At 67.9% G+C, this 26046-nt stretch carries 28 protein-coding genes and 2 pseudogenes; 14 read left to right on the top strand and 16 right to left on the bottom strand.

What is annotated here, in order from left to right:
• Positions 1–18 precede the first annotated feature (18 nt).
• Entirely contained in the window at positions 19–576 is a 558-nt protein-coding gene (locus ACPCUW_RS22905) for a hypothetical protein (RefSeq protein WP_423427001.1), read from the bottom strand.
• Between the two features lie 155 nt (positions 577–731).
• Complete coding sequence (locus ACPCUW_RS22910) at positions 732–1064, bottom strand: hypothetical protein (RefSeq protein WP_423427002.1); 333 nt, start codon at positions 1062–1064, stop codon at positions 732–734.
• Positions 1065–1289: 225 nt separating this feature from the next.
• On the opposite strand from ACPCUW_RS22910, the gene ACPCUW_RS22915 reads away from it, so the two are divergent.
• The 4 genes from ACPCUW_RS22915 to ACPCUW_RS22930 all read left to right on the top strand — a co-directional run bounded on the left by ACPCUW_RS22915 (position 1290) and on the right by ACPCUW_RS22930 (position 3346).
• Positions 1290–2168: a helix-turn-helix domain-containing protein gene (locus tag ACPCUW_RS22915; RefSeq protein ID WP_104362890.1), complete on the top strand. Its 879-nt coding sequence runs from the start codon at positions 1290–1292 to the stop codon at positions 2166–2168.
• The gene (locus ACPCUW_RS22920) at positions 2165–2377 is read left to right on the top strand and encodes a DUF397 domain-containing protein (RefSeq protein ID WP_104362889.1); all 213 of its coding nucleotides are present in this window, start codon (positions 2165–2167) and stop codon (positions 2375–2377) included. The genes ACPCUW_RS22915 and ACPCUW_RS22920 overlap by 4 nt, the downstream gene beginning before the upstream one ends.
• Positions 2378–2459: 82 nt before the next feature.
• A complete protein-coding gene (locus ACPCUW_RS22925) occupies positions 2460–2612 on the top strand; it encodes a hypothetical protein (RefSeq protein ID WP_423427003.1) in 153 nt (50 codons plus the stop codon).
• A 38-nt stretch (positions 2613–2650) separates the two neighbouring features.
• Positions 2651–3346: a Uma2 family endonuclease gene (locus ACPCUW_RS22930; RefSeq protein WP_423427004.1), complete on the top strand. Its 696-nt coding sequence runs from the start codon at positions 2651–2653 to the stop codon at positions 3344–3346.
• Here the strand turns inward: ACPCUW_RS22930 and ACPCUW_RS22935 are convergent.
• Complete coding sequence (locus ACPCUW_RS22935) at positions 3331–3666, bottom strand: cupin domain-containing protein (RefSeq protein WP_423427005.1); 336 nt, start codon at positions 3664–3666, stop codon at positions 3331–3333. The two genes, ACPCUW_RS22930 and ACPCUW_RS22935, sit on opposite strands and share 16 nt — an antisense overlap.
• Before the next feature lie 72 nt (positions 3667–3738).
• Between ACPCUW_RS22935 and ACPCUW_RS22940 the strand changes: the two genes are divergently transcribed.
• Complete coding sequence (locus ACPCUW_RS22940) at positions 3739–4689, top strand: GlxA family transcriptional regulator (protein WP_423427007.1); 951 nt, start codon at positions 3739–3741, stop codon at positions 4687–4689.
• A 133-nt stretch (positions 4690–4822) separates the two neighbouring features.
• Here the strand turns inward: ACPCUW_RS22940 and ACPCUW_RS22945 are convergent, their stop codons facing one another.
• The 5 genes from ACPCUW_RS22945 to ACPCUW_RS22965 form a co-directional block, all read right to left on the bottom strand.
• On the bottom strand, positions 4823–6070 hold the full coding sequence (locus tag ACPCUW_RS22945) for a cytochrome P450 family protein (RefSeq protein WP_423427008.1): 1248 nt from the start codon (positions 6068–6070) through the stop codon (positions 4823–4825).
• Between the two features lie 11 nt (positions 6071–6081).
• Positions 6082–7335, bottom strand: a complete 1254-nt coding sequence (locus tag ACPCUW_RS22950; RefSeq protein ID WP_423427010.1) for a cytochrome P450 — start codon at positions 7333–7335, stop codon at positions 6082–6084.
• Positions 7336–7506: 171 nt separating this feature from the next.
• The gene (locus ACPCUW_RS22955) at positions 7507–8241 is read right to left on the bottom strand and encodes a MerR family transcriptional regulator (RefSeq protein WP_423427012.1); all 735 of its coding nucleotides are present in this window, start codon (positions 8239–8241) and stop codon (positions 7507–7509) included.
• 29 nt (positions 8242–8270) lie between these two features.
• Entirely contained in the window at positions 8271–9692 is a 1422-nt protein-coding gene (locus tag ACPCUW_RS22960) for a serine hydrolase domain-containing protein (RefSeq protein WP_423427014.1), read from the bottom strand.
• Between the two features lie 61 nt (positions 9693–9753).
• Entirely contained in the window at positions 9754–9948 is a 195-nt protein-coding gene (locus ACPCUW_RS22965; protein ID WP_423427016.1) for a hypothetical protein, read from the bottom strand.
• Positions 9949–10124: 176 nt separating this feature from the next.
• Here ACPCUW_RS22965 and ACPCUW_RS22970 point away from each other — a divergent pair, with 176 nt between their 5' ends.
• Both ACPCUW_RS22970 and ACPCUW_RS22975 read left to right on the top strand, forming a co-directional pair.
• Entirely contained in the window at positions 10125–10985 is an 861-nt protein-coding gene (locus ACPCUW_RS22970; RefSeq protein ID WP_423427018.1) for a haloalkane dehalogenase, read from the top strand.
• A gap of 404 nt (positions 10986–11389) precedes the next feature.
• Positions 11390–11833, top strand: coding sequence for a hypothetical protein (locus ACPCUW_RS22975; protein WP_146098658.1), 444 nt, complete (start codon positions 11390–11392; stop codon positions 11831–11833).
• Positions 11834–11844: 11 nt separating this feature from the next.
• Here the strand turns inward: ACPCUW_RS22975 and ACPCUW_RS22980 are convergent, their stop codons facing one another.
• The gene (locus tag ACPCUW_RS22980; RefSeq protein WP_423427020.1) at positions 11845–12645 is read right to left on the bottom strand and encodes a nuclear transport factor 2 family protein; all 801 of its coding nucleotides are present in this window, start codon (positions 12643–12645) and stop codon (positions 11845–11847) included.
• 100 nt (positions 12646–12745) lie between these two features.
• Here ACPCUW_RS22980 and ACPCUW_RS22985 point away from each other — a divergent pair, with 100 nt between their 5' ends.
• Positions 12746–13600, top strand: coding sequence for a class I SAM-dependent methyltransferase (locus ACPCUW_RS22985; RefSeq protein ID WP_423427022.1), 855 nt, complete (start codon positions 12746–12748; stop codon positions 13598–13600).
• An 89-nt stretch (positions 13601–13689) separates the two neighbouring features.
• Entirely contained in the window at positions 13690–14637 is a 948-nt protein-coding gene (locus ACPCUW_RS22990) for an NADP-dependent oxidoreductase (protein ID WP_393527230.1), read from the top strand.
• An 8-nt stretch (positions 14638–14645) separates the two neighbouring features.
• Here ACPCUW_RS22990 and ACPCUW_RS22995 read toward each other — a convergent pair.
• From ACPCUW_RS22995 to ACPCUW_RS23005, 3 genes and pseudogenes are all read right to left on the bottom strand, one after another.
• Positions 14646–15015, bottom strand: a pseudogene (locus ACPCUW_RS22995) (LLM class flavin-dependent oxidoreductase); the annotation flags it as partial.
• Positions 15016–15121: 106 nt separating this feature from the next.
• Positions 15122–15460 (bottom strand): 4Fe-4S dicluster domain-containing protein, encoded by a 339-nt coding sequence (locus ACPCUW_RS23000; RefSeq protein WP_423427023.1) that lies wholly within the window; start codon positions 15458–15460, stop codon positions 15122–15124.
• A complete protein-coding gene (locus ACPCUW_RS23005; protein WP_423427024.1) occupies positions 15460–17055 on the bottom strand; it encodes an FAD-dependent oxidoreductase in 1596 nt (531 codons plus the stop codon). The genes ACPCUW_RS23000 and ACPCUW_RS23005 overlap by 1 nt, the downstream gene beginning before the upstream one ends.
• A gap of 244 nt (positions 17056–17299) precedes the next feature.
• Between ACPCUW_RS23005 and ACPCUW_RS23010 the strand changes: the two genes are divergently transcribed.
• A complete protein-coding gene (locus tag ACPCUW_RS23010; protein WP_423427025.1) occupies positions 17300–18628 on the top strand; it encodes an LLM class flavin-dependent oxidoreductase in 1329 nt (442 codons plus the stop codon).
• A gap of 28 nt (positions 18629–18656) precedes the next feature.
• Here the strand turns inward: ACPCUW_RS23010 and ACPCUW_RS23015 are convergent, their stop codons facing one another.
• On the bottom strand, positions 18657–20033 hold the full coding sequence (locus ACPCUW_RS23015; protein ID WP_423427026.1) for a lipase family protein: 1377 nt from the start codon (positions 20031–20033) through the stop codon (positions 18657–18659).
• Positions 20030–20245, bottom strand: a complete 216-nt coding sequence (locus ACPCUW_RS23020) for a hypothetical protein (protein ID WP_064902411.1) — start codon at positions 20243–20245, stop codon at positions 20030–20032. Before ACPCUW_RS23020 ends, ACPCUW_RS23015 begins: the two co-directional genes overlap by 4 nt.
• Before the next feature lie 240 nt (positions 20246–20485).
• Here ACPCUW_RS23020 and ACPCUW_RS23025 point away from each other — a divergent pair.
• Both ACPCUW_RS23025 and ACPCUW_RS23030 read left to right on the top strand, forming a co-directional pair.
• Positions 20486–21892: pseudogene (locus ACPCUW_RS23025) on the top strand (MFS transporter); the annotation flags it as partial.
• A gap of 18 nt (positions 21893–21910) precedes the next feature.
• The gene (locus ACPCUW_RS23030) at positions 21911–22837 is read left to right on the top strand and encodes an MSCRAMM family protein (RefSeq protein WP_423427074.1); all 927 of its coding nucleotides are present in this window, start codon (positions 21911–21913) and stop codon (positions 22835–22837) included.
• Between the two features lie 39 nt (positions 22838–22876).
• On the opposite strand, the gene ACPCUW_RS23035 is transcribed toward ACPCUW_RS23030, so the two are convergent.
• Positions 22877–23737 (bottom strand): helix-turn-helix transcriptional regulator, encoded by an 861-nt coding sequence (locus ACPCUW_RS23035; protein ID WP_423427028.1) that lies wholly within the window; start codon positions 23735–23737, stop codon positions 22877–22879.
• Positions 23738–23907: 170 nt separating this feature from the next.
• On the opposite strand from ACPCUW_RS23035, the gene ACPCUW_RS23040 reads away from it, so the two are divergent.
• Positions 23908–24747 carry an SDR family NAD(P)-dependent oxidoreductase gene (locus ACPCUW_RS23040; protein ID WP_423427030.1) on the top strand — a complete coding sequence of 280 codons (840 nt, stop codon included), beginning with the start codon at positions 23908–23910 and terminating at the stop codon, positions 24745–24747.
• An 8-nt stretch (positions 24748–24755) separates the two neighbouring features.
• On the opposite strand, the gene ACPCUW_RS23045 is transcribed toward ACPCUW_RS23040, so the two are convergent.
• On the bottom strand, positions 24756–25394 hold the full coding sequence (locus ACPCUW_RS23045; RefSeq protein ID WP_423427032.1) for a hypothetical protein: 639 nt from the start codon (positions 25392–25394) through the stop codon (positions 24756–24758).
• Here ACPCUW_RS23045 and ACPCUW_RS23050 point away from each other — a divergent pair.
• On the top strand, positions 25393–25977 hold the full coding sequence (locus tag ACPCUW_RS23050; protein WP_423427033.1) for a hypothetical protein: 585 nt from the start codon (positions 25393–25395) through the stop codon (positions 25975–25977). The two genes, ACPCUW_RS23045 and ACPCUW_RS23050, sit on opposite strands and share 2 nt — an antisense overlap.
• The last annotated feature ends 69 nt before the right edge of the window (positions 25978–26046 follow it).

Raw genomic sequence — 26046 nt, forward strand, 5'->3', positions numbered from 1 at the left:
ACGAATAGTTCGGCCACATCAGTCCACCTCGTCCAGTGCCGACAGTGCTGCGGTCGCCGCGAGCCCGGCCAGGCAGCCGGGGAAGCAATCCCGGTGGATCTCCCACAATCGGCGCGCACAGTCTCGTTCGAGGTGGGTGGGCTCCCAGGTGCAGTCGTTCACCGGTGGCGGCTCCACGACATACGGTTGCGTCATTCCACGCAGCCACAACCGAGGTGGTGCGACGGTGGCCAAATCGAAGTCGGCGGTCACGCGTTCGGGCAGATCGTCGATGTGGGCCAGGTCGAACACGAGGATGGCCGCCGCGCCCATCCCCGCCGCGATCGCGAGGATGTCGCCGATCGGGTCGCGCATCCCCTCGGGTGGGCGCAATGTGCACAGCCAGCGAAATCCGAGTCGATGAGCGAAACATTGGATTTCGAGGTCGTGCGCCGCTGCGTCGGGACCCGAGATCTCTGTACGTACCAGCCCGACAGCTTTGCTGCGCGCGACGGACATCACTGCCAGCGCACCGGCGACCTTCCGCAGCGCCGCCAGCGATTCCGCCTCTTCACCGGTTGCGCTCCAGCCCGTCATGTCCCGGTCCTTCGCGATCGACGTTCGAACAGCAGCCCGTCCGACCCGGCCGGGAAGGCGCCGGCGAAAACCCTCGTCCGGTGCGGATCTCGCGCCGGGATCAGGCGAGCATGCGGCGACTTCGGATGCAGCGCCTCGCATCGGGTTCGCATCTTTCACCGAAGGTTCTCCCCTCCTGTCACCGGTGCGCAGCCGGCCGAGGCGGCTATGTCTGCCCAGTAATCACGCTTGACGTTGTCCCACAATTGATTCCACTTCGGATACAGTTCACGCGCCTGAGCGAGGTCCGTACCGGGCGCGAACGTCGCAACCCGCCGCGGTCGCGCGCCCGCATCGAGCACGGCCGTTATCTCGATGCGGCCGAGAGGATTTCGCGTCGATCGCCATACCGCACGCAATTCGTCGGCCTCGGTGATACGCTCGCCAACTGCCGCGTGATCTCGTCCGTGTGTGCGTGCCAACGAATCCTCCAACTCGGGCCGTTCCACTCGATCTGCTGTCATCACTGCGATGCCTCGGTTCGATGGGAGGGGCCGACGCTGTGCAGCAGGCTCGGCCCCAAATGCGTTCCCAGCACAGTGAATTGACGGCGAGCTCACAAGCAGCGATGGATAATCCGTTCCGATTCATCAGAAGTCCAAGCTCGTCGTCCCAGAACCGCGCGGTGCCCATCCACAACCCCGGATCGCCGCATCCAAAGGAGGCAGCTCGTCATGGTGGATATCAGTTCGACGCTCCCCCGCCGTCAGCTCGGACGGTATCTGCGGGAGCTACGTCAGGGATCCGGACTGACGATCGCGGAACTCGCGCGCCGCATCGAACGCGGCGCCACGACGGTCCAGCGGCTCGAGACCGGCACCGCCGACCGGATCCGGTTGTGGGACGTCGACGCGATCTGCCAAGTCTGCGGCGCCGACGAGACGACAACCGAGGCGCTCAAAGGGCTTGCCCAGCAGGGGAACAGCAAGAGCTGGTGGCATCAGTACGGGGATCTAATACCGGTGAACTTCGATGTCTACATGGGCTTGGAGTCCAGCGCGGCAAAACTGACGTCATTCGCAGAGCTGGTGCCGGGGCTGCTACAGACGGCCGAATACGCGCATACCCTGAGCCGACTGGCGCATCCGGCCGAACCGGACAGCGAAGTAGGCAGGCGGGTCGAGATGCGGACACGACGTCAGGTTCTGATCACGAAGAAGGCGGCGCCACTACCGATAGAAGTGATCCTCGAGGAATCCGCTTTGCATCGTGTCGTCGGAACACGTCGCGTGATGGGCGTGCAGCTCCGTCACCTCGCCGATATGGGCACCCGATCGAACATCTCGGTCCGAGTTCTGCCATTCAGCGCCGGCGTCCCGCTGGGCGACTTGACCGGCCCCTTCATCATCCTGGACTTCGACCAACCCACGAGTGAAAGGCCGGTCGAGCCGTCCGTCGTGTACGCCGAGGGATACACCGGAGCAATGTATTTCGACGATGCCGAGGTCGTAGAACGGTATCGCCAGGCACATGCCCGCCTCAGGAAGGTAGCGTTGGATGAGCAGGACAGCAGAAAACTGCTGCGGGAGAAGGCAAGGGAGTTCGCAGGGTGAACGCTGATCTATCCAGGGCCCGCTGGTTCAAGAGCAGTCACAGCGGCGGCAGCCAAGAGTGTGTCGAGGTCGCCTTCCTTGCAGACGGCATGGTCGGTGTGCGCGATTCGAAGAATCCGACAGGACCCGCACTCGCCTTCACTCCAGCGGACTGGGATGCCTTCACCGCCGCCGTAGAACACGGCAGGCTCACCGATCCGACTGCCTAGCCGCCCCGCCGCGCATATTCGCAATCCCATCACCGGCCACCGATTGTCACGCGTCTCGTAGGTCACGACCCCAATGAGACGCGTGCCGATCGACACCGGAGATGCGAAACGCTCCCGAATCCGCGCTGCGCGCAAACCGACGCCGGACACCGGCTCAGTGCTGCGCGACCTCGTGAAGCTGTCGTCGGAACAGCGTTCGTTCCATACCTTCCGACGGCCAGGTTTCAGCTGGTGAGGAACCAGATCAACAAACCGTTGAACCACTGTGGACATATGCCCGTCCCGGAGACGAAGCGCCCCGACCTCCCGGAGTACATGACTTGGGAAGAACTATTGGAGCTCCCCGAGGAACTCACCGACCATATCGAGCTCTGGGAGGGACGCGTGGTGTGGTTGCCACGCGGTCCCCACGAACATCAGGAATTCACCAACCTGATTCGGAACGGCTTGCGCACCTGCGCCAAAACAGCGATGACGGCGGACCCGGAGCAGTGCTGGCGAGTGAGCACCGAGACCAACGTGTTCTTCGGCCGGACGGGCATGTCGGATTTCGTCACCCCGGATTTCATGGTTTACAAGTGCCTACCGGAGCCGTACCAGTACGTCCGGTCCGATCGAGCGGTTCTGGTCGGTGAGGTCCTCTCGCCTTCCAATTCGGACGTGGATATGGAAGCGAAGAAGGCGCGTTACGCACGGGCCGGGATCCCGTGGTATCGGGAAGTCACCCTCGCCACCCACCGTAGCGAGATCGCGCATATCCACGCTTATACGATCATCCCCGAAGTGAAGCCTCCGGACCCCGGCATCACCGTGCTGCACCGCGCCAACTACGTCCTGGCCGGCGCCTGGTCCCCCACCCACACCGGTGCGGTGACCATCAATCATCCGTTCCCGATCAGTATCCCGTGGTCCGACCTGGAGTTCCGAGCCGATTGCGGCCGTCGAGGACCTGACTACCCCTCGGGATAGAAGAGGAACAGGGTGCACCCCGTCTCGCTCGCCGGAACGTGCCAGCTTCCCGCCGGGGCATGGATGAAGGTGCCTGCCGGGTAGGCGCGCGCGCCGTCGTTGAAAGTGCCGGTCAGGACGTAGACCTCCTCCGGTCCGGGTTCGTGCACGTCGCGACGGGGCCAGGAGGTGCCGGGGTCCATTTCCAGGACGTGGGCGTGGGCGCCGTTGTCGCCTTTCCACAGTTGTCGTTGCCGGATCCCCGGGAAGAGTTCGCGGCTGGGGGCGTCGGCGAGGTTTGTCCAGGTGTAGCCGGGCTGGGCGAGGATCTCGGGGTTCATAGCTGCCACGGTGCCGGATGCCGATGGGTCCTCGACAGTGTCTGAGATGACGTTGAGGGGTACATTCTTGCCATGCATCGTGTGGTGGCGTTGGTGCGGCCGGTGCAGTCGACGTTCGAACTCGGTTGTGCCGTGGAGGTTTTCGGTACCCCCAGAGAGAGGGTGCCGCAGCACTACGAGTTCGAGGTGTGCACGGAGGCGCCGGGCGCGGTGCCCACGACTGCGGGTTATGCGATATCGGTGACTCGGGGGCTGGCGGCGCTGGACTCGGCGGATACCGTGATCATTCCGGGATGGTTGCCGGTGGAGACGCCGCTGTCGGGTGCGGTGCGGCGGGCGCTGGTTCGCGCGCATAGCCGTGGGGCGCGGCTGGTGACGATCTGTTCCGGGGTGTTCGCGTTGGCGCGGACCGGGCTGTTGGACGGGCGTTCGGCGACGACGCATTGGGCGCGAGCCGGGCAATTGGCGCGGGAGTTTCCGCGGGTTCGGGTGGAGCCGGACCGGCTGTATGTGGACCATGGCGATGTGGCCACGAGTGCGGGGGCGGGTGCGGGAATCGACCTGTGCCTGCACCTGGTTCGCACGGATCATGGCGCCGCGCATGCCGCACTGATCGCGCGGCACATGGTCATGCCGCCACATCGCGATGGCGGTCAGGTTCAGTACGCGCCGCCGTCGCCGGTCGAGGACGGATTCGACGGCCTGTTGCAATGGGCGGAGGCGCGGCTCGAGACTTCGCTGTCGGTGGCCGATATGGCCGCGCATATCAACGTGTCCCCGCGGACGCTGGCGCGCCGGTTCGCCGATCAGCTCGGTGCCAGTCCGGGTGGGTGGTTGCTGGAACGCCGGGTGGCACGGGCGCGAGTTCTGTTGGAGGACACGGACTTACCGGTCGATGCCATCGCCGTCCGGGTAGGGCTGGGCTCGGCGGTCAATCTGCGCCGCCGCTTCCGCGACCAGGTCGGCACCACGCCGGGCGCGTATCGACGCGCGTTCCGCACACCGACCGCCGGCACCGCGTAGATATCGCCCCTCGCACAGGCAGTCGCCGGCGGTACGTCATCGCCCGGCAGGCTTACGCCAGCTCGCACAGCGTTCAGCAGGACTCCGGCCGGCCGGTTTCGTCTGCCCGCGGCCATCTTTCGATCGGCTGCGATCAGGATTGGTGCGCCGTCCGGTGAACCGGAACCTCGCGATGCCCATTGGTGACAATGCTCGGAATCGGCCGCAGCTCAGCAGGATCCACCGCGAGTTCCATATCGGGGAACCGCGCGAACAGAGCCGGAAGCGCTATCCTCGCCTCGAGCCGCGCCAGCGGCGCCCCCAGGCAATGATGCACCCCGTACCCGAATGCGAGGTGTTCTTTCGACCGTCGCCCGGCATCGAACGCATCGGCGTTGTCGCCGTGCAGTTTCCGATCACGCCCCGCACCGGCCAGGGACGCGATGATCACATCTCCCCGGTCGATCCGCACACGGCCGGGATCACCGGCGATGTCGATGTCTTCCACCGCGAATCGCATCGGCATATGCGCCAGCGGCGCATTCCATCGAAGCCCTTCTTCGACCACCTCCGCCCACGGAATCTGTTCTGCGAGGGCTGCCTTCCGCTGTTCCGGATGGGTGAGCAGGCCGATGATGCTGTGGTCCAGTAGATTCGCGGTGGTTTCGTGGCCGGCGGTGATGATCAGCAGCAGCGTGTCACGCAACTCCTGTTCGTCGAGCCGCGATCCGTCCGCGTCGTCGTGGGCGTTCATCAGAACCGTCGTGAGGTCGTCGCCCGGGTTCTCACGCTTGTGCCGCAACAGTTCCTCCATGAGGACGAACAGTGCCCCGAAATGCGCACCGACCTCGGCGGGGTCGAGGCTGGTATCGAGAATTCCGTCCGCGTGGATGCGTAGTTGATCATCCATCCCGGCCGGAACGCCCATCAGTTCGCCGATGACGCGAATCGGCAACGCGGTGGCGAAACCCGCACGCAGATCGACGATTTCGCCGTCGGTGACAGCGGACAACTCGTCGATCAGTTCGGTGACGAACGCTTCGATCCGCGGCCTGAGTGCCTGGGTGCGTTTGTTCGTGAACGCCGGTGCCACGAGTTTGCGCAGTCGCTGATGCTGCTCGCCGTAGGTGGTGAGCATATTTCTCGCCGCCACCCACGGAAACATCACCCAGTCCGGGCCGATCTCACCGTCGATGAACCGCGGCCAGTGCTGATGTGCGTCCTTGGAGACACGCGGATCGGTGAGCAGTTGCCTGAGCACGGTGGCGTCGCTGACCGACCAGGCCGGCACGCCGCCGGGCAGCACCACCTGGGCGACCGGTCCGCGAGCGCGAATGCGGGCCAGCTCGCCCTGGATGTCGGCGGCGCTGGGATCCAGCACCAGCGGCTGCGTATCTGTCATCGGACCCTCCATCAGGTGAGACGCATCGGCGGGCATGCGGGAAACACCACCGGCAGGGCTGCCAAGGCGCGGTGAAACTGCCCGGTCCTCCAACTTAGTTGCTGCGCAGGAACTTCCGGGCGAATATCCGGAAGCGCATCGAGTAGCAGGTCGACGGCCTGCCGCGCGATCGTCTGCGCGAGCTGCTGCGCCGGGCACGAGTGCGGGCCGACTCCCCACGCCAGGTGAGACCGGTTTCCGCGCCGGTCACCGCCGACGATATGCGGATCGGTGTTGCATGCCGCCAAGCTGACGACCACCGGCTGATCGGCGGGCAACCACACGTCGCCGATAAGTTGCGGCTGTCTGGGATACGTCATGCAGAAATTGGCCAGCGGCGGGTCCGCGAACAGGACCTCGTCGATGGCATCGCGGGTGTCCATGGCGCCGCTGAGCACGTTGCCGCCGTACTCTTCGTCGGCCATCAACAGCAGCAGGGTGTTCAGGATCAGATTGCAGGTCGGTTCCGTGCCCGCCGAGAACAACAACGCGGCCTGGTTCACCATCTCCATGGGGTCGAGGCCCTCGGGGTGGGTCAGCAGTCGCGAGGTCAGGTCGTCGCCGGGGCGCTCGCGCTTCTGCTCGACCACCGCGAGCAGCGCCTCGATGAACCGCTGCTGACCTTCTTCGGCGCCGACCCCGTCCAGCATCGCGGCCATCCCCTGGTAGGCCGCGGATGCGGCGTCTTCGGGGAAGCCCATCAGCTCACTGAGAACCCGGAAGGTCAGCGGGAAGGCGTAATCCATCCGCAGATCGGCGGTGCCGCGCTCGCAGAAGGAGTTGACGAGCGCGTCGGCCGCGCGTGCGACCGCGCCGTGCACCTTGTGCAGGTTGACGGTGTCGAGCGCGTCGGTGATCGTGCGCCGGTAACGGGCATGTTCCGCGCCCGCGGTGCGCAGGGCGTTCTGGCGATAGCCGAGCATCGGGGTCACCGGGCAGTCCGGCGGAGCGTTCTTCTCCCACCGGCGCGGATCGGCGGGAAAGCGAGCCTCGTCGTTCAAAATTTGCAGCGCTGCTTGATATTCGATCACCAGTGTGGCCGGCACACCGGGCGCCAGCTCGATCGGCACCAGCGGCCCACGGCTGCGCATGGATTCGTAGGCGCGGTGCGGGTCGGCCGCGAATTCGGTGGTGTCCAACCGGATCTGTGGTTCGGCGGAATGCGCCGGAGAACCGTGATCGGCCGGCCGGGCGCTGCTACGTACCGCGTCTGCGTCGTTCAGCATGCGTCCCCCGCGCGAGATGTTGCGTGTCCTGTCCGATGTCCTGCGAGATTGCCTGCCATTCGTTGTATGGGCACGGCCGACACCCTAGCGGAAACCGTTGTATTTCAATGATTTTGACAAAACCGACAGCACGGTAGTTTGTTGCGTGCGGGTTGCTGCGGCGAGCTCCTGTCACTTCCCCTCGTCCGGCTCCCGCATCAGCTCGGCGAGCCGATCCCACGCCGGGGACGTCGCGCCCGGCTGCGACCGGACCGCCAGCTGGGCAATGGTCGCATCGTGGTCCGGGACGACGGTCGTCGCATTGTCCCTGCGCGCGAACCACTCTCGCGTCCGCGCCGCCAGCTCGGGCAGGCGCGGGTCCGCCGGGGAACAATCGTAGACCGCGTCGTAGTCGAGATAGATGGCGCGGAATTCGGCATCGTCGAGCAGCCTGCGCTTTTCGGCGATCCATGCGGCGGCCGCCGTGGGCGATGCGGTCTGCATGAGGATCCAACCATCGCGTTCGAGCTGGATCTGGCGTTCGCTGACGCCGAGTTCGCGCAATTCATCGAGGTGGTCGGCGACGTCCGCGGACACATAGAGGCGGTCCCCGCCGCGCAGCTGGGTGAGTTGCTCCCGGGTTCGCCGCAGCTGCTCGATGCGTTGTTCGAGGTCGTGGTCGATCTCGGTGAGGGCCGCCGCGAGGGCGCTGGGGTCGGCGTCGAGCAGATCCTTGACGCGGGCCAGCGGCACCCCGGCGTGGGCCAGTGTTCTGATCTTGACCAGGTCGATGGCGTGCTGCGCGGTGTAGCGGCGGTAGCCGGAGGCGTCGCGGTCGGGTTCGGCGAGCAGGCCGCGCTGGTGATAGTGGCGCACGGCCTTGACGGTCACCCCCGCATAGTCCGCGAGCTGTCCGATCGTGAGCATAGGAGACATCCTTGCGCGCGCCGGGACGATCAGGAACGCCGGGTCAGGCGGCCGCCGGCATTGCGGAAGCGGGCGCGACCGTCGCGAATGTCGTGGTAGGAGACGAGCAGCAATCGCAGGTAGCCGTCGAAGATCTCCGGCGGATAGCCCGCCGGGGCGAACAGACCGGGCCGGACCGGGACGTAGCGTTGCGGCGGCGCCGAGGTCGCGCCACCGGCGAACGCGGTGAAGATGCGTTCCTGCGTCGCGTCGTCGGGTTCGTAGGTCACGCGCTCCTCGAGCTGCCCGTCGACGATGTCGACCTCGACGCGGAGCTGACCGGACCGGTAGGTGCCCGCATAGGGGGTGAGGTCGACGTTCGTGTCGAATGCATCGACGAGCGTAGGGATTTCGATGCCGAGATGCTCGGTCAGCAGCCACCGCAGCAGCCGATCGTGCAGCAGGATCGCTCCCGAGGTGTTGCCGAAGGCGGTGAAGACCAGGTCGTGTTCGGGGACGACGCACAGGATGGACACCCCGCCCGGCGACGCGCCCGACATCGCCAGCACCGTGGTGGCGCCGAACGGGTATCGCACCCACCCCAGTCCCATCGGCGGGACGTTCGGGGTGTTCATATCGTGGGTCACTCGTTGCATCGTCGCGGTCGACTCCGCGGACAGGATCCGGGCGCCGGTCGGCGCGACGCCACCGGCGAGGTGCGTGCGTCCGAACGCCAGCAGGTCGGCGACCGTGCCGATCGGGGTGCCGCCGGCCGGCCCCCAGGTGTCGGGAAGCATGAACATGCCGGTCGGCTCGACGCCCCCGGTTTCCGGATCGATGAAATGCCCGACCGCCGTGCTGCGCAGAATGGCTTGTCGCGCAGAGGTACTCGACATCGTCATGCCGACCGGTCCGAACAGCTCCCGCTGGAGCAGATCCGGATAGGACGTGCCGGTCACCACTTCGAGCAGTCGCCCGGCGACGATCATGCCGCCGTTGGAGTAGCTGAGCTGCTCGCCGGGTTCGAACAGGGTGGCGCACCTCGCGAGGCCCTCGACGTAGTGTTTCAGGGCATCGCGGCCCTCCGCATCGGGGAAGAACAAGTCCGCATCGATGCCGTTGGTATGTGAGATCAAATGCCGGACAAGGATTTTGCCGGCGGCGCAAGGATCACCGAGCGCGAATTCGGGCAGGTAGTCCACCACCGGCGCATCGAGTGTCAGCAGCCCGCGTTCGACCTGCTGCAGTACGAGCGTGGTGGTGAGCACCTTGGTGACGGAACCGAAGAGAAAGCCGGTGTCGTCACGCATCGGAGCGCCGGTCGCGAGGTTCGCGGTCCCGTGCGAGACGACGACCTGCTCGCCCGCGTGATAGACCCCGGCGACGTAGCCGGGAACCTGGTCCGACTCACAGAAGGCGGCCACCTGCGGACGGATCCGGTCGGCGACGGTGTGCAGTGCGTTGTTGTTCATGCGAACCATCGTCGAACCCTGCCCCAGGGTCAAGGTCAAGCCGAAGACGGAACTTTTCCGTTCAGGGGATGTGGTAGACGCATCCGCCCATGCCGAGATAGTCACGGAACTGGCAGATCAGATTGCTCAGCGCATCGGCCGAACCCGAGGACGAACCCGTGCCGGTCGTCGCCGCGGATGCGGACGGTGCGGTGGCTGCGAGCGGCAGTGCCAGCGCGGCAGAAGTCAGGACGGTGACGGCGAATCGCTTGCTCATGGGACTTCTCCAATTCAATAGGTGTTAGGGCCGACTCCGGCCCTGGTAACACCTCGAAGCGTAGGAAGCCCTCGAACACCGAAACAGCCCCGAGTTTCCAGGTCTCGCGATCAGGGCGATTCGGGTCGCAGCGCGCGCCGGGCGGCCGGGATAGCCTGGCCCGAAGGGAGGGCAGCATGATGATCGAATTCGTTCCGGACAAGAGTCTGTACCCGTTCGAATCGCACTGGTTCGACTCGTCGGCCGGACGCGTGCACTACATCGACGAAGGTTCCGGGCCGGCGATCCTGTTCTGCCACGGGTCTCCGACGTGGAGTTTTCTCTACCGCCACATCGTGACGGGGCTGCGGGATCGGTATCGATGTGTCGCGGTGGACTATCCGGGGTTCGGATTGTCCGAGCGGCCCTCCGGTTTCGGTTATACGGTCGCGGAGCACACCGCCGTGCTCGGCGAGTTGATCGATCATCTGCGGCTCGACGATTTCATCGTTATGGGACAGGATTGGGGCGGGCCCATCGGGTTGGGCGCAGCGGTGGTGCGTGCCGATCGGGTACGGGGAATCGTGTTGGGTAACACGGTGTTCTGGCCGATCGAAGCAATGGCGAACAAGGCGTTCAGCGCGATTATGAGCAGCCGTCCGATGCAGCGCCGGATACTCGAGCAGAATTTTCTCATCGAGCGCGTGCTGCTCTCGGAATTGGGCCGCACACTCAGCGCGGCCGAAGCCGAGCACTATCGCGCGGTGCAGCCCTCCGCCGAGGCGCGGTGTGGGCTCGCGGTGATGCCGGGCGAAATTCGTGCTGCGGCCCCGCTGCTGGCGCAGCTTTCCCGAGATGTTCCCGCGCTCCTCGGAAACAAGCCGGCGCTGGCGGTGTGGGGGATGCGCGACATGGTGTTCCGGCCGAAAGCATGTCTGCCTCACATACGAGCAGCTTTCGGCGATCTGGAAATCGTCGAATTGCCAGATGCTCGGCACTTCATCCAGGAACAGGCGCCGGATGTGATCGCGACGGCCATCGCGAATCGCTTCCCGTGAGCGGTGGCGTCACAGGAGAAGGCGTCGTTCTCCAGCGCAGCGGCGGCGCGCCGTCCGACACCCCGCGCAGCGCATCGAACCGCACGAAAGACCTGCGTGGCTGTCGGTCGAACGGCTTATTGTGGACGCCGACCAGCCCGGCGATAATCGGTAGCCGTTCTGCGGCAAGTCGGCCGACCACTCGAACCTGATGAGACCGTGAGGGTTTCGGAAAGCGTGCGATGAACAGGCGTGCACTTCTTTCACCGTTCGTCACGATGTCGATCTGCTTGCTGACGATGGGCGTTGTCGGGTGCGGTGGTTCGGCCGGCGAGACGGTCGGCGACGGCCAGCCGGTATCCGATGGTCGGAGCGTCGGGACGGTTTCGCCCGCAAGCACTTCGGTTGCGTTGTCCAATATGGCCGTGCCCGGCACAGCGGTGGCCGATGCCCGCACGTACTTCGCCAACTCCGGCGGGATCGACGGCTATTACTTCACCACTCCGACCGGGCGGTGGCATTGCGCGATCATCGTCGGCGGTGAACCGCACATGGCCGGATGTCAGCCCTCGACGAACACCGGAGCGGGGATCGGGGTGAAAGGTGCTCCGACGGTCGAGAGCAACTACTCCCACAAGCAGGTTCCGCCCGACACGATTCTGATCGAGCGGGGTGGCGAACCACGTTTCGCCGTGCTGAGGCAAGCGGTGTTCCGGCTGGCATCCGAGCAGGCAAAAGTCCTGCCCTACAACACATCCCTGTCCGCCGACGGCTTCACCTGTACGGCCCGAGATTCCGGTGTGTCGTGCGCAGACGATGCCTCCCGAAAGGGCTTCACCTTCTCCACCGAAGGCTTCTCGATGAATTGACGCGAACCGGTTCAGTCCTCGGCGACGAAGCCGCGCAACGCGACCACCTGCCGGCCCTCGACCTCCAGCTCCGCGATACCCCGTTCGGCCGGGGTGCGCACGCTGACGGTCACGAACCGGCCCGCCGCGATCGTTTTGCCGACCTCGAGCCCGCGTACCCGCTTCACGAATTCGGCGTGCCCCACATCGGAACCGGTCGGCCATTCCACCACCGCGCGCGGGCTGAGTGCCGCGCGCACACCGGCGACATCGCCGCGACCGGCCGCTACCAGCAACCCGGTGGCGGCACGCTTTCCCGCCGCGCCGACGCGGACGAAACCGCGGGTGAAGCCCAATGCACCACCGACGCCTTGGTTTCCGAGCAGCTGCGGGGCGAGTTTCGCGGCCGCGCCGAGCCCGCGACCGCCGGCGGCCAGGAGTTGGCCGACCATGACCGGTAGCTCCCAGTGGGCGTAGAGGCGGCCGATCTTCCATCCGCCGCCGACCTCGGTCAGGTCGTAGCGCAGGTGCATCGGCACGTGCAGCGTCACACCGGTGGACATGGTGGTCGCGAGGGCGAGGTCGCGAAAGACGGTGGTAGCGCGCACGACGTCGTGGTCGACGTGGAAGACGATGTCGTTGGGACCGATGAAGGTGTCGTAGAACCGTTCGATCGCCGCGCGGCCGGTGTGCGGGCGCGAGCCGACCGGATCCTCGACCCGGCCGTCGGGTGCGAACAGATCCACCCAGGCCGCGCGATCGTGCATCGCGACCGCCTGCGGGGATCGTTCCACCGTGGCGAGCAGCTCCGCCGCCGACGCATTCGCGGACATCGTTCCTCCAGACTCTCGACTCCCTCCAATCTATAACCTGTTCCAGTTTTGCACGGACTAACCAGCGAACCACCGGCAAGTGCGCGTGACGGATCTCGCGATGATCACGTCCCGGCCCGGGCGTACGGTGACCGGTATGCAGGTCGGGCAACCCAGCACAACCGCGATGGCCACCGCGCAGGCACGGGCCTATCACCAACTCGCCGACGAACCACGGATCTTCACCGATCCACTGGCGGTGCGACTCGTGGGCGAGGACGCGGCCCGCAACAATCCGTTCGACAAGGGCGTGGATCCCGAACTGGCCCGGCGACGCCGGCTGTTCCTGGCCACGCGCAGTCGCTTCGCCGACGACACCGTCGCGGAGGCCGTCGCCGACGGGACCCGCCAGGTGGTCGTGCTCGGTGCGGGGATGGACACCGCCGCCTACCGCAATCCCCATCCGGATGTGCGGTTCTTCGAAGTCGACCATCCCGACACCCAGGCGTGGAAGCGAAATCGCCTGGCGGAAGCGGGAATCGAGGTGCCGGACTCGATCACGTTCGCCCCGGTGGACTTCCACCGCGACAACCTCGCCGACGCGCTGGCACAGGCCGGACTGGATCGCGCCCGCAGCGCGGTGTACGTCTGGCTCGGCGTGGTGGTCTACCTCGAACACGCGGCCATCGCCGAGACGTTGCGCTATATCGCCGGCCAGGGCGGCGGTGCGGTCGTGGTGTTCGACTACTCCTACCCGCCCGACGAGGGGCAGCAGGCACGCGGGAAACGCGTTGCGGCCGTGGGCGAACCGTGGATCAGCTTCTTCACCGAAGAGCAGATGCGGAGCGAACTGGAGTCGGCCGGATTCACCGACATCGAGGATCACCCGGGGATCGCATTGGTTCGGTCCTACGCCGACCTCCCCGGCACCGGGCCGGCACTGCCGGGCCCGCATCTCATTCGCGCGCGGACCTGATCCGAGCTCACGCACCGCCGTCCCCGGAACAATCACCGGCAGACGACGGTTGCCCCGAGAGAAACACGACTGCGAACTCGGGAGGTGCGATGCTGGCGATCGGATTCGAGGAGCCGGGCGGTCCGGAGGTACTGCGACCGGTCGAGGTGCCCGAACCGCATGCCGGCGCGGGTGAGGTGCGGATCCGGGTGGCCGCGGCGGCCGTGAACCCCTCCGACACCGTGACCCGGTCCGGCATGGCCCACGATCGCTACCGCGAGGTGACGCCGCCGTACGTTCCGGGATGGGACGCCGCGGGAATCGTCGACGAGGCCGACCCCGAGACCGGCTGGCACAGTGGCGACCGGGTCGTCGCGATCACATTGCCGGTGCTCGCCGGTGGCGGCGCCTATGCCGAAAAGATCGTGGTACCCGCGACGCAGGTGGCGCGCCTGCCCGAGGGAAGCGACTTCGTCTCCGCCGCAACGCTTCCGATGAACGGTCTCACCGCCTGGTTCGCCTTGGACGCGCTCGACCCGCGAGCGGGCCGCACGATCGCGGTGACCGGGGCAGCGGGCGCGGTCGGCGGGTACGTGATCCAGCTGGCGAAAACGCGCGGCTACACCGTGATCGCCGATGCGAAACCGGCCGATGAGCAGGTGGTCCGCGACTTCGGCGCCGACGTCGTCCTGCCGCGCGGCGACGACCTCGCCTCGCGCATCCGGGCGCACGCTCCCAACGGGGTCGACGCGCTGATCGACACCGCGCTGCAAGGCGATGCGGTACTCCCGGCGGTGCGCGACGGCGGCGCGTTCGTCATCCTGCGGCCCGCGGCCCTGGGCGGCGGGGCCACACCGGAGCGCGGTATCTCGGTCCACCTCGTGATGGTCGGCGATCACCTGGACGAACCCCATGCGCTCAGCGAATTGAGCCGCCTCGCCTCCGAGGGCGCGCTGACCCTGCGTGTGGCCCGAACCTTCCCGGCCGAACAAGCGGAGCACGCTCACGAACTCCTCGAAGCGGGCGGCGTCCGGGGTCGCATCGTCCTCGAATTCTGAAGGGCGCGTTATTCCTTCCGGGGCGGCAGGGGCGGCAGCTCGAGGTTGTCGCGGAAGGTCTCGCCCACGTGGTCCGAGCCGACGATGCCGCGACGGCGAAGTTCGGGGAGCAGGCCCGCGAGCAGGAAGTCGCGGTTGCGCGGGTCGTCGAGCCCGCCGAGGCCGATCATGTCCAGAACGCCGGCGTCGTAGCGTTCCTGGATCGCGTCGGCGAGTTGACCGGGCGTGCCGGCCGCTGCCCAGTGGCCGGTGTCCTTGGCGGCGATGACCAACTCGCGCAGCGTTTTTCCGGATCGAGCCAGGGCGGTGAAGATCTCTACGCGGCCGCGACCGGTTCACCGCATGCGCATCGGGCAGCAGCGAGTCCGGGATCGGCCGGATCATTTCGGACCGATCGGGAATTACGTTGCGAGCCAAGTTGTTTCATGGCGTCGCGCAAGAGCCGTTCACACCCGGCGAGCGATGTCGGCCGGCGCAGACCGGGTCACGGTGCCGAGGGTCGCGGCGCCGGGCCGGGCGGAAGTTCCGGGCCCACCGCCGTGAGACTGCCCGGCCGGCGCCCCTTCCCCCAGCCGATCTCGCGCCTGTACGCGCCGATGTGCTCCCGCGGCAGCTCGTGTTGCGACGGCAGCGGCGTGGACTGCGGGTCCACGTACAGTGCGTCGGTCGGGCAGTACGCCTCACACATGAAGCACGTCTGGCAGTCCGATTGCCGTGCGATGACGGGGATTCCGTCGCCGCCACGATCGAAGACGTTCGTCGGGCAGACGTCGACGCATTTGTCGCAGGCGATGCAGGCCGGGGCGTGAACCAGTTCGATCATCAGGCCACCGCCGCGACCGCGGAGACGGCGGCCGACCGCAACGCCGCCGCCACCGTCCACACCTCGTCGAGGCCGCCGCTGAGGATGTGGTGGTGCTGTGCGGGATCCAGCGCCGGATGGTCGGCCCACTTGCTCATGCCGCGAGATTCCGTGCGCGCCAATGCCGATCGGTACATGAGCCGCCCGACCGCGGTGATCGCGGCGGCCTGGCGCGCCCGCACCCGCTCGGCGCCGGTGGCCCGCAGCCCCGCGGCCGCCTCCGCCCACACGGCGTCCAGGGCGGCCAGTGCCGGACGGACCCGATCGCCGTGGCGCAGATAGTTCTTCTCGACCGGCAGCAGTTCGGCGCGTGCCGCGGCGAGCACCTCGTCCGCACCGATGCGCCCGGATCCCGTGGGCCGCAACCCGGTTCGCCCTGCGCGGGTCAGACCGTCCGGACGGCCACCTCGCTGTGCGAATCGCGCCGCACCCCGCCCGGCCCAGCTGCCCGACGACATCGCCCATGCCGCATTGTGACTGCCGCCGCCGGTGAATCCGCCGCAGATGCGTTCGCGGGTGGCCGCGTCGCCCGCGGCATACAGCCCGCTCACCGAGGTCGCGCACTCGTCGCTGACCACCTCGATCCCGCCAGTCCCCCGTACCGTTCCCTCGGCGAGCAGATCCACCTCGAAGCGCTGGGTGAACGGGTCGATCCCGCGGCGGTCGAATTGGAGGAAGAAGTTCGGCTGTCCGCGCCGCATCTGCTCCCGAGTGGTTCGGTCCGCTCGATCCAGTTGCGCGAATACGCTCTCCTGCAACAGAGTTCGCGCGATGACCGACCGCCCCTGCACCGATCCGGCGCCTTCCAGAATGCTTCCGTCCTCGTGGAAGAAGGTGGCGTATCGGTAGTAGGCGGTCTTGGTGACGGTCGCGCCCTTCGCGGCGATGCCGTAGGCGTTGGAGAACTCCATCCCGGAGAATCGCGCGCCCACCTCCGCGGCCATCAGCGCGCCGTCACCGGTGTCGACGTTGGTGCCCAGCGCGCGCGAGAGGAAGGCGCAGCCGCCGGTGGCCAGGACCACCGCGCCGGCGTGCACGCGGTAGTCCCGATGCTCGCGCAGCAGGTAACCCGCCGCGCCGCGGACCGTGCCTTCCCGGTCGACCAGTAGTTCCAGGGCCGGGGCGTGGTCGACGATCCGCACGCCCAGCCGCCGCACCCAGGCCCGCATGCGGCGCATGTATTCCGGGCCCTGCACGCCGGTGCGAATCGGGTTGCCGGTGTGCGGGTCGACCGGGAACGGGTACCGGCCTTCCTCGCCCAACCGATGCATATTCGCGTAGGTCTGATCGAGCACGCGGTCCATCCAGTGGTGGTCGGCGAGGAAGCCGCCCAATTCCTCGCGACTGGCCTTGGCCGCCGCCCGGGCCGCCGGATCCGGCGCCACGTACCAGACACCGGTCCCCGCGGGTGCGGTCGCGCCGCTGGTGCCGCAGTACCCCTTGTCGACCAGCACCACCTCGGCTCCCGCCTCACGGGCGTGGATCGCGGCCCAGCAGGCGGCCGGTCCGCCGCCGATCACCAGCACATCGGCATCGATCTGCCATGCCTCGCTCATCGTCGTACTCCTTCGAAAACGGGGCCGAAACCGTTGCCGACACATGCCCGACAGAAATCCTCGCCGGTGCCCCGGCCACGGAGAATCCTTACGATCAGCAGGATTCTGTGGAGCGGCCGCGGACGTCGGCCGAGTTCGAATCACGCGTCGCACAAACCGTTTACGCGACCGCAGGCGTTTGGTTGACTGCCGTCGCCCGGTCCGGAGACCGGGATCATCGCGACTATCGGACGGGTGTGCTCGTATGAGTGAACGGCAACTGCATCTGAACGCCTTCATCTATCCCGCGGGCCATCACGAGGCCGCGTGGCGGCATCCCGACAGCCGCCCCGATCGCATCTACGACGTGACCTACTACCAGGAGATCGGCCGCACCGCCGAGACCGCCACGCTCGATGCGGTGTTCTTCGCCGACGGCCCCGCGCTGCGTACCGACGTGCGCTACAACGCCGCGCCCGGCCTGGAACCGATCACGCTGCTCACCGCGATCGCCTCGGCCACCACCCACCTGGGCCTGATCGCGACCGCGTCGACGACGTATTACGAGCCCTACAATCTGGCGCGGCTGTTCTCCTCGCTCGATCACATCTCGGGCGGGCGCGCCGGATGGAATATCGTCACCACCGGCACCGATCTCGCCGCCGCCAATTTCGGCCTGGACCGCCACCCCGATCACACCGAACGTTACGCGCGGGCACGCGAATTCGTCGACGCGGTCGTCGGATTGTGGAACAGCTGGGACGACGACGCGGTGCTGCTCGACCGGGCCGCCGGCATCTACGCCGATCCCGGCAAGATCCATCGCATCGATTTCCGCGGCGACTATCTGCGCGTGCGCGGACCCTTCAACGCCGCGCGCACCCCGCAGGGCCATCCGGTGCTGGTGCAGGCCGGCGCCTCCAACGACGGACGAGCCTTCGCGGCCCGCTACGCCGAGGCCATTTTCACCGCCCACCAGCGGCTCGAGGACGCCCAGACGTTCTACGCCGACATCAAACGCCGGGCCCGCGAGTTCGGCCGCGATCCCGAGCATGTGAAGATCCTGCCGGGTATCAGCCCGTTCATCGCCGATACCGAAGCGCAGGCGAAACAGCTGCAACGCGAATTCAACGAGCTGACCGTGCCCGAATACGGCCTCGGGCAGTTGGAAAGCCTGGCCGGGCAATCGCTGCGGAATCTGGCTCTCGACGAACCGGTGCCCGCCGAATTGTTCGCCGGCGCGGGCGATGTCACCGACAACGCGGCCAGCCGCCGGCAGGTGATCGCGGGCATCGTCACCCGCGATCGGCCCACACTGCGCGGACTGTTGCACCGGCTCGCGGGCGCACGCGGGCACCGCGTCTTCGCGGGCACGCCCGAACAGGTCGCCGACACCATCGAGGACTGGTTCCGCCACGGCGCCGCCGACGGATTCAACGTCATGCCGCCCTACTATCCGGGCGGACTCGAGGTGTTCACCGGCACGGTGGTGCCGATTCTGCGCAGCCGCGGGCTGTTTCGCACCGAATACACCGGCACTACGCTGCGCGACCACTTCGGGCTGCCGCGCCCCGGATCGCCCGCGGCGAACTGACGCCGAAACTGTTGCGCTGCTTGGTTTTTCAGCGTGCCGGGCATTCGTTCGGCGCGGGCAGGCCGCGCAGTCGCTGGTCGAGCCAGTCGATCGCGCCCGGGAATCCGGCCATCAGGGTGATGGAATGCTCGCCCAGCACGTTGCGGAATACGGCGGGCACGCCACGAGCACACTGCGCGCGGAACAGATCGGTCGACTCGACCTCGGGAATCCAGATGTCGAGTATGCCGTGGTAGATGTACAGCGGCGCAGCGGATTTCCGGTCGCGCAGGTCGGTGGCGGCGAACAGGGCGCGGGCCGCGTCGGTGTCGAGCGGATGGGCGGTGTCGGTCGCCAGCTCGATCGGCACACCGGTCACGCCGAGCGGTCCGTTGCTGTCGCCGCAGGTGTCCTTCACCGGGGAGGTGGCCAGCCACTCCCCCAGATGGTTCAGCTGATCCAGCAGTTCCGGATGCTCACGAGCGAAGGCCAGCGCGACGACCATCAGAATGCCCGACGCGATATTGCCGTTGAAGTGACGGGCCACCTCGCTGTAGTCGGTCGCCAGGCCGCCGACCGACACCCCGACGATCGACTCCGCCAACTCGGGCGCGTACTCGCCGAGCAGCATATCCGCCGCATAGGCCGCGATCGCGCCGCCGGAGTAACCGCCGATCGCGAACTTGCTGTCCCCCAGCGTCTTCGGTTCGACCGTCCGCACCGCGCGCATCGCGTCGAGGATCACGTGACCCGCGACATGCGGTTCGGCATAGGCCATCCACGGACCCTCGTGGTCGGGAACGAGCACTCCGTAGCCGTGCGAGAGGGCCCACCACGTGGTCGGCGGGAAGAGATCACCCGCACTGAATTTGGGATGCAATCCGTGCGCCAGGGCATACCCGGGGGTGCAGCGCAGCCCGAGCGAGTTGATGGGGATGGCGTTCACCAGCAGCGGTCGCTGTCCGGGACCGGTCCAGTTCGCGGCGGGAATCAGCAGGGTCGCCGTGCCGAACGAGGGCGCACCGGTCGCGCCGGTGGAGCGGAATTTCAGCTGCAGTGCGCGGGCGATCGGCACCGCGGCCAGCGGTGCGGCCGTGGCCGTCACATCGCGCACCTCGATCGGATCGCCGGGACGCATGGCGTCGAGTCCGGCCGGCCACTGATCGAACAGCGGATCGCCGGCCGGCGGCGACAACACCGCCCGCCACAGCGCGGCGAGCTCGGGCCGCAGTTGGGCATTGGGCGGCGACGGCGCGGGTGGCAGGTTCGGCGCCGGAATCGAACGATCGATCCACTGCTGCCATTCGGTCGAGTCCGTGGGCGCCGGGCCGTCGTCCGCGCGACTCGCCGGCAGGCGAACCGTCGTCGGCACCAGCAGGGCACATGCCGCGAGCACGACGAGCAGCAGCGTCCGGGCTCGTTTCACAGCAACCTCCACAACAGATCGACCAGCCCCGTTCCGGGGCGGTAGTGACTGGAGCCGAGATCGGGTTCGAGATACCCGCTGGGCACCACGATATCCCCAGCTGACGGCACCTGCGCGCAACTCACCGACGTGCCGCCGACAGCGTCGGCCACGACGATGCCGGCGGCGAGTACGACCGCCTGGACAATCCGCCGGAAAGGTCTCCGTCTCACGCCGAAAATCACTGTGCCCCTTTATGAACGACCGCCCCCACGCACGCACACCATACGGTCGGCCGCGACGGCGCAGCGCGCCTCCGGAGGCGGTCGTTGAGAACTCACGAAACCGGGCCGTCGATACCGGTGCCCGGCACAACGATTCGAGAAGCGAAAAGGTCGCGTTTCATCAAATGTGCATGATGCACCTCGTATGTATGATGCAAACGTCGGCTCGTGACATTCGAGGAGTAGGGCGTGGAGAAAGCACAAACCGCCGGGCGTTCCGGCGCGATACTGGCGGTGCTGGCATTCGCCGGCATCGTCGTCTCGCTGACGCAGACGGTGGTCGTGCCGTTACTCGGCCAGCTACCGCAGATCCTGCACACCAGCCCGGCCAATGCGACCTGGGTGGTCACCGTGAGCCTGCTGGCCTCCGCGGTCACCACACCGGTGTCGGGACGGCTGGGCGACCTCTACGGCAAACGCCTGGTGCTGCTCGGCTCCACCGTGCCGCTGCTGATCGGGTCGGTGATCTGCGCGGTGTCCTCCTCGCTGTGGCCGATGATCGTCGGGCGCGGCCTGCAGGGTATGAGCGCCGGCATCGTGCCCGTCGGCATCGCCGCCCTGCGCGATCTGCTGCCGCGCGAGCGCCTCGGATCGGGTATCGCGCTCATCAGCTCCTCACTCGGTATCGGCGGCGCGCTGGGTCTGCCGATGGCGGCCGCGGTCATCCAGTACTCCGACTGGCGAGTGCTGTTCTGGACGATGGCCGCGCTCGCGGCGGTGATCGGCGTCCTGATCTTCACTTTGATCCCCGCCGCCCCACCGAGTTCCGCCACGACCGGACGGTTCGACGTGCTCGGCGCCCTCGGCCTCGGCGTGGGCCTGGTGTGTTTGCTGCTCGCGGTGTCCAAGGGGTCGAGCTGGGGCTGGGGCAGCGGCCTGACCATCGGCTTGTTCGTCGCCGCCGCCGTCGTCCTGCTGCTGTGGGGCTGGTGGGAGCTGGCCGCGCGCAACCCCCTCGTCGACCTCCGGGTCACCGCGCGGCCGCAGGTGCTGCTGACCAACGCGTCCTCGATGGTCGTCGGCATGGCGATGTACGCCCAGTCGCTGGTGGTGCCGCAGCTGCTGCAGCTGCCCAAGGCCACCGGATACGGCCTCGGGCAATCGATGATGGCCATGGGCCTGTGGATGGCGCCGGCCGGACTCATGATGATGCTGGTCTCCCCCATCGGCGCCAAACTCTCCGCCCGCAGCGGGCCCAAGATCACCCTGATCGTCGGCTGCGTCATCATCGCCGCCGGATACGGGTCCTCGATGGCGTTGATGGGCAGCGCCTGGGGCCTGCTGATCGTGACGCTGATCATCAACACCGGCGTGGGATTCGCCTACGGCGCCATGCCGGCCCTGGTGATGGCCGCGGTGCCGCAGTCGGAAACGGCCGCCGCCAACAGCTTCAACACACTGGTGCGCGCGATCGGCACCTCGGTCGCTGCGGCCGTGGTCGGCGCGGTCCTGGCGCAGATGACGATCTCGCTCGGCGGGCATGCAGTGGCCAGCGAAAACGGATTCCGGGTCTCCCTGCTGATCGGATGCGGTGTGGCCGTGGCCGGCGCACTGGTGGCGACGTTCATTCCGGGGCACCGGACGGCCGCGATCGCCGCCACCGCCGCCGTGGATATGGATGCCGAGCACAGCTCGCACCCGGCCGCGCACGTCGACGAGCCCGCGTCCGCGATCGGCGCGAACGCGGTGCAGCGCAACGGCATCGGGCAGACCCTGCGCGAACCCGCGGTGTCCGGACCGGTCGCCTACGGTCGCGTCCACGACTCCCGCGGTGGGGCGCTGCCGAATGCGGTCCTGACCCTGATCTCGATGTCCGGCCGCCAGATCGGCCGGTCGCTGACGGATGCCACGGGCTACTTCGAACTCACCGCCCCCGAACCCGGCTCCTATGTATTGATCGCCTCGATCGACGGCCGCCGTCCGGACGCCTCCACCGTGCAGCTCGCGCACCATCCGGTGCCGTGCGATGTGGTGCTCACCGCGATGGCCGGACTGACCGGCACCGTCTCGCGCGATGACGACGGCACCGCCATTCCGGGCGCCCGGGTGTCGGCCCTCGACGCGCGCGGTGAGGTACTCGCCTCCGCGGCCACCGCCGACGACGGCGCGTTCGGCCTCGCGGAACTGCCCGAAGGCGATTTCACGATCGCGGTGAGCGCCAACGGCTTTCACCCGGCCGCCCTCCCGGTGCGAGCCGGTGGCAGCGAGACGCCGCGCCTCGACGTGTCGCTGCGCCCCTGCGCCCGCCTGCATGGTGTGGTGCGCGGACGCGACGGCCGCCCCCTGCCCGATGCCCTGGTCACCCTCACCGACTGGGACGGCACCGTGGTCGACACCATGGTCACCGGCCCCGACGGCGCCTACACCTTCGCCGACCTGCACGACGGCACCTACACGGTGGTGGCGAGCGGTTACGCACCCGTGCACACTCCGGTGGTGGTCGGCGCCGACACCGAGGAGCTGAACGTCGAACTGGGGCACGGCCATTCGAGCGAACACGGATCCGCCGACCAGCTGGCAAGCCGGTATTCGGGCAATTAGTTCCCGTCTCCCGTTCTGTCGAACGGCCTCGGGCGCGCGTCAGGGAAGAGTCGCGGTTCCACCGGGCACCGACCAGCTGGCCAGCATGCGCAGCGCCTGCTGCGACGGGCTGCCCGGCTCAGTCGTGTACAGGTACAGCGTCTGGTCGGAATCGCCAGGGAGCGTGAGGGTTTCGTACTCCACCGTGAGCTCGCCCGCCACCGGGTGACGCAGCCGCTTGGAGCCGTGCGTCCGCTGCAGCACCCGGTGCTCGGCCCACCATTGCCGAAATTCACCGGCGGCGGCGCTCAGCTCCTCGACCAGGGCGAGCCCGGCGCGATCCTCGGGGTTGTTGCCGACATCGAGGCGCAGGCTCTCGACCGCCGCACGGGCCTGCGTTTCCCAGTCGAGGAACAGCGCGCGCGGCTCGCTGCCCAGAAACATCCAGCGCACGTAGTTGCGCTCCCTGGCGGGCAGGGCGGCGAAGTCGGTGAACAGGGCGTGCGCCATCCAGTTGCTCGCCAGCACGTCGGCCCGGCGGCCGAGGACGAGAGCGGGCACCGCGTCGAGGGAGTCGAGCAGCTGGTACAGGCCGGGGCGAACGCGCTGCACCGGCACGCTGCGCCGGGCGATACCGCTCGGACGGCCGATCAGCTGCCCGAGGTATTCGCGCCCCGCGGCGTCGAGGTCGAGCGCGCGGGCGATGGCGTCCACCACGCCGACCGACGGTGTGATCCGCCGGCCCTGTTCGAGCCGGGTGTAGTAGTCGGCGGACACGCCCGCGAGCCGCGCGACCTCCTCGCGGCGCAGGCCGGGGACCCGGCGCACGCGGTTGTCGTCGGGGAGCCCGGCGCGGGCGGGATCGATCTGGGCGCGGGCGCGGCGCAGGAAGTCGGCCAGCTCCCGATTGGGCTCGCTCATACGTCCAGTGTCGCCGGAACCCGCCCGCGCTGCCTGGGTCGCCGCGTCCTACGTTCCGCCGTCCCAGGCCGAAGCGGGCCGGTTATACCGCCTCGACCAGCGGATACGGCGGCCAGACTGGGATCACCGGACCTCGGAGGGAGGTCCGCGAAACCCGAAGGAACGCAACGATGACCGCACCCGCAACCTGGTTCGTGACCGGCGCCTCCCGCGGCCTGGGCCTGGAACTGGTGAAGCAGTTGCTTGCCCGCGGCGAGAATGTCGTCGCCACCACCCGCTCGGCCGAGCGGCTGCTCGCCGCACTCGACGGCATCGACATCGCCCGACTGCTCCCGCTCACCGTCGACCTCGCCGACGAGAGCCAGGTGAGCGCCGCCGTGCGGCACACACTGGACCGCTTCGGCAGTGTCGATGTCGTGGTGAACAATGCCGGCTACGGCTACCTCTCCGCAGTCGAGGAAGTGTCCGACGCCGACGCCCGGCGCATGTTCGACATCCAGGTCTTCGGCGTCTGGAACGTGCTGCGGGCACTGCTGCCGCACCTGCGCACCCGCGCTCGGGGACACGTCGTGAACATCTCCTCGGTGCTGGGCATCACCACGGTGCCGGGCTGGGGCCTCTATTCGGCCGGCAAGTTCGCGCTGGAGGGACTGACCGAAGCCCTGGCGGGCGAGGTCGCCGAGCACGGCATCCGGGTCACTCTGGTGGAGCCGGGCTACTTCCGTACCGATTTCCTCACCATCGATTCGCTGGCCCTGCCCGCTGCCACCACCGACGGCTACGAGTCCATCCGACGGATGACCAGCGAGCACCTCGCGATGCAGGGCACCCAGCTCGGTGATCCGGTGCGCGGCGCAGCCGCGATCCTCGCGCTCGTCGACCGCGGCGACGGACCGCTGCGGCAACTGCTCGGCTCCGATGCCCGCGCCTACGCGACGGCGAAGGTGGAGGCGCTGCGCGCGGATATCGAAGCAGGCGCGGAGCTGGCGCTCAGCACCGATACCCGATAGTCGGACCCCTAGCTGCGCAGCGCGGTGTGCAGCCGGGCCGTGGCGACGGCTCGTCGGCCGTCGCCGGTGGGTAGCAATTCCAGTGCGCGCTCGTGGATTTCGACATCGTCCGGCATGCGTTCGCCCAACGCCAGCGCATGGCCGGCATCGCCACCGGCCAGGACCGCCGTGCGGACAGCGACGTCGAGATGTTCCCGCCATTCCACGATGCCGGGCGTCTCCGAATCCGGAAGCAGCGGACCGCGATACAGCCGCAGCGCCGCATCGGTATCTCCGGCGTCCAGCGCGGTGAGCAGATCGGCCGCGTCGCAGCGAATCGGCGCGGTCAGCCGGTAGACGCGGTTGGCGATGGCCGCGTCGGTGGCGCGGCGCAGATGTGAGACGTCGGCCTCGAGGGTGCTCGACACCACTGGGCGGTCACCGTAGATCGCGTAGTGCAGGCGTTCCGGGGTGAAGCCGCCGGGATCGACGGCGAGCAGGGTGAGGATTTCGATCTGCCTGGGGCGCAGGCGAATCGGAGTGCCATCCCGGGTGGCGCGTGCGGCGCCGAGACAGCTCAGCCGCAGGCCGGTCGCGGGTGGGGCGAGGGTGCGCAGACGATTCTCGATCGCGGTCACCAGCGAGCAGCGGCTGCGCGATACCGCCATGCCCACCCTCTCGGCGCTGCCGGGCCCGGCCCTGGTCATCGACCGGCACGGCTGGGTCGCCCACGCCAGCGGGGTGGCACCGGCGCGGCGCATCGCGATACCGAATACCGAACGCGCCGTACAGGTTCCGGGACTGGGCCTGTGCATCGCCGAACCGCTGGCCCATGGCTGGCTGCTGCGTCCCACGACCCGCGACACCCGCATCCGCATGACCCTCGACCTGTCCGGCGCACCGGTGGTCCGCAGCACCGGCGGCGAATCCGATTGGCACACACCGCTTTCCCAGCTGCACGCGGATATCCTGCTACTCCTGTACCGGCACGGCCGCCGCGGCATGTCGGTCACCGAACTCAGCACGGCGGTCCACGGCGACCCCGACCACGCGGTGGCGATCCGCGCGGAACTCTCGCGGCTGCGCCGCATTCTCGGTTCGGTGATCGAAAGCCGGCCCGATCGAATCTCGGCGGCGGTGGAATTCACCCTCGAACCGGGCGATCGGGACATCCTGGCCGATGACGCGGCCCGCCGTGAGGCGAGTCCACCGCCCGAAAATGACGAGTTTCGGGGGCGCCCGCACGGGTAGGGTCGGAGTATGCGCAGGACGCATTCGTCCGCGGCTGCCGATCGTCGCGTGGGCCCGGCTGCCGGGGTG

Origin of the sequence: Nocardia sp. AB354 (genome assembly GCF_049538315.1) — a bacterium.
Taxonomy (GTDB): Bacteria; Actinomycetota; Actinomycetes; order Mycobacteriales; family Mycobacteriaceae; genus Nocardia; species Nocardia nova.

What these genes read in the sequence shown, in the direction of transcription:
- ACPCUW_RS22905 (WP_423427001.1), bottom strand. Translation starts at nt 576, where the DNA reads ATGACGGGCTGGAGCGCAACCGGTGAAGAGGCGGAATCGCTGGCGGCG.
- ACPCUW_RS22915 (WP_104362890.1), top strand. Translation starts at nt 1,290, where the DNA reads ATGGTGGATATCAGTTCGACGCTCCCCCGCCGTCAGCTCGGACGGTAT.
- ACPCUW_RS22930 (WP_423427004.1), top strand. Translation starts at nt 2,651, where the DNA reads ATGCCCGTCCCGGAGACGAAGCGCCCCGACCTCCCGGAGTACATGACT.
- ACPCUW_RS22935 (WP_423427005.1), bottom strand. Translation starts at nt 3,666, where the DNA reads ATGAACCCCGAGATCCTCGCCCAGCCCGGCTACACCTGGACAAACCTC.
- ACPCUW_RS22940 (WP_423427007.1), top strand. Translation starts at nt 3,739, where the DNA reads ATGCATCGTGTGGTGGCGTTGGTGCGGCCGGTGCAGTCGACGTTCGAA.
- ACPCUW_RS22945 (WP_423427008.1), bottom strand. Translation starts at nt 6,070, where the DNA reads ATGACAGATACGCAGCCGCTGGTGCTGGATCCCAGCGCCGCCGACATC.
- ACPCUW_RS22950 (WP_423427010.1), bottom strand. Translation starts at nt 7,335, where the DNA reads ATGCTGAACGACGCAGACGCGGTACGTAGCAGCGCCCGGCCGGCCGAT.
- ACPCUW_RS22955 (WP_423427012.1), bottom strand. Translation starts at nt 8,241, where the DNA reads ATGCTCACGATCGGACAGCTCGCGGACTATGCGGGGGTGACCGTCAAG.
- ACPCUW_RS22960 (WP_423427014.1), bottom strand. Translation starts at nt 9,692, where the DNA reads ATGAACAACAACGCACTGCACACCGTCGCCGACCGGATCCGTCCGCAG.
- ACPCUW_RS22965 (WP_423427016.1), bottom strand. Translation starts at nt 9,948, where the DNA reads ATGAGCAAGCGATTCGCCGTCACCGTCCTGACTTCTGCCGCGCTGGCA.
- ACPCUW_RS22970 (WP_423427018.1), top strand. Translation starts at nt 10,125, where the DNA reads ATGATGATCGAATTCGTTCCGGACAAGAGTCTGTACCCGTTCGAATCG.
- ACPCUW_RS22980 (WP_423427020.1), bottom strand. Translation starts at nt 12,645, where the DNA reads ATGTCCGCGAATGCGTCGGCGGCGGAGCTGCTCGCCACGGTGGAACGA.
- ACPCUW_RS22985 (WP_423427022.1), top strand. Translation starts at nt 12,746, where the DNA reads ATGATCACGTCCCGGCCCGGGCGTACGGTGACCGGTATGCAGGTCGGG.
- ACPCUW_RS22990 (WP_393527230.1), top strand. Translation starts at nt 13,690, where the DNA reads ATGCTGGCGATCGGATTCGAGGAGCCGGGCGGTCCGGAGGTACTGCGA.
- ACPCUW_RS23000 (WP_423427023.1), bottom strand. Translation starts at nt 15,460, where the DNA reads ATGATCGAACTGGTTCACGCCCCGGCCTGCATCGCCTGCGACAAATGC.
- ACPCUW_RS23005 (WP_423427024.1), bottom strand. Translation starts at nt 17,055, where the DNA reads ATGAGCGAGGCATGGCAGATCGATGCCGATGTGCTGGTGATCGGCGGC.
- ACPCUW_RS23010 (WP_423427025.1), top strand. Translation starts at nt 17,300, where the DNA reads ATGAGTGAACGGCAACTGCATCTGAACGCCTTCATCTATCCCGCGGGC.
- ACPCUW_RS23030 (WP_423427074.1), top strand. Translation starts at nt 21,911, where the DNA reads ATGGATGCCGAGCACAGCTCGCACCCGGCCGCGCACGTCGACGAGCCC.
- ACPCUW_RS23035 (WP_423427028.1), bottom strand. Translation starts at nt 23,737, where the DNA reads ATGAGCGAGCCCAATCGGGAGCTGGCCGACTTCCTGCGCCGCGCCCGC.
- ACPCUW_RS23040 (WP_423427030.1), top strand. Translation starts at nt 23,908, where the DNA reads ATGACCGCACCCGCAACCTGGTTCGTGACCGGCGCCTCCCGCGGCCTG.
- ACPCUW_RS23050 (WP_423427033.1), top strand. Translation starts at nt 25,393, where the DNA reads ATGCCCACCCTCTCGGCGCTGCCGGGCCCGGCCCTGGTCATCGACCGG.
- ACPCUW_RS23045 (WP_423427032.1), bottom strand. Translation starts at nt 25,394, where the DNA reads ATGGCGGTATCGCGCAGCCGCTGCTCGCTGGTGACCGCGATCGAGAAT.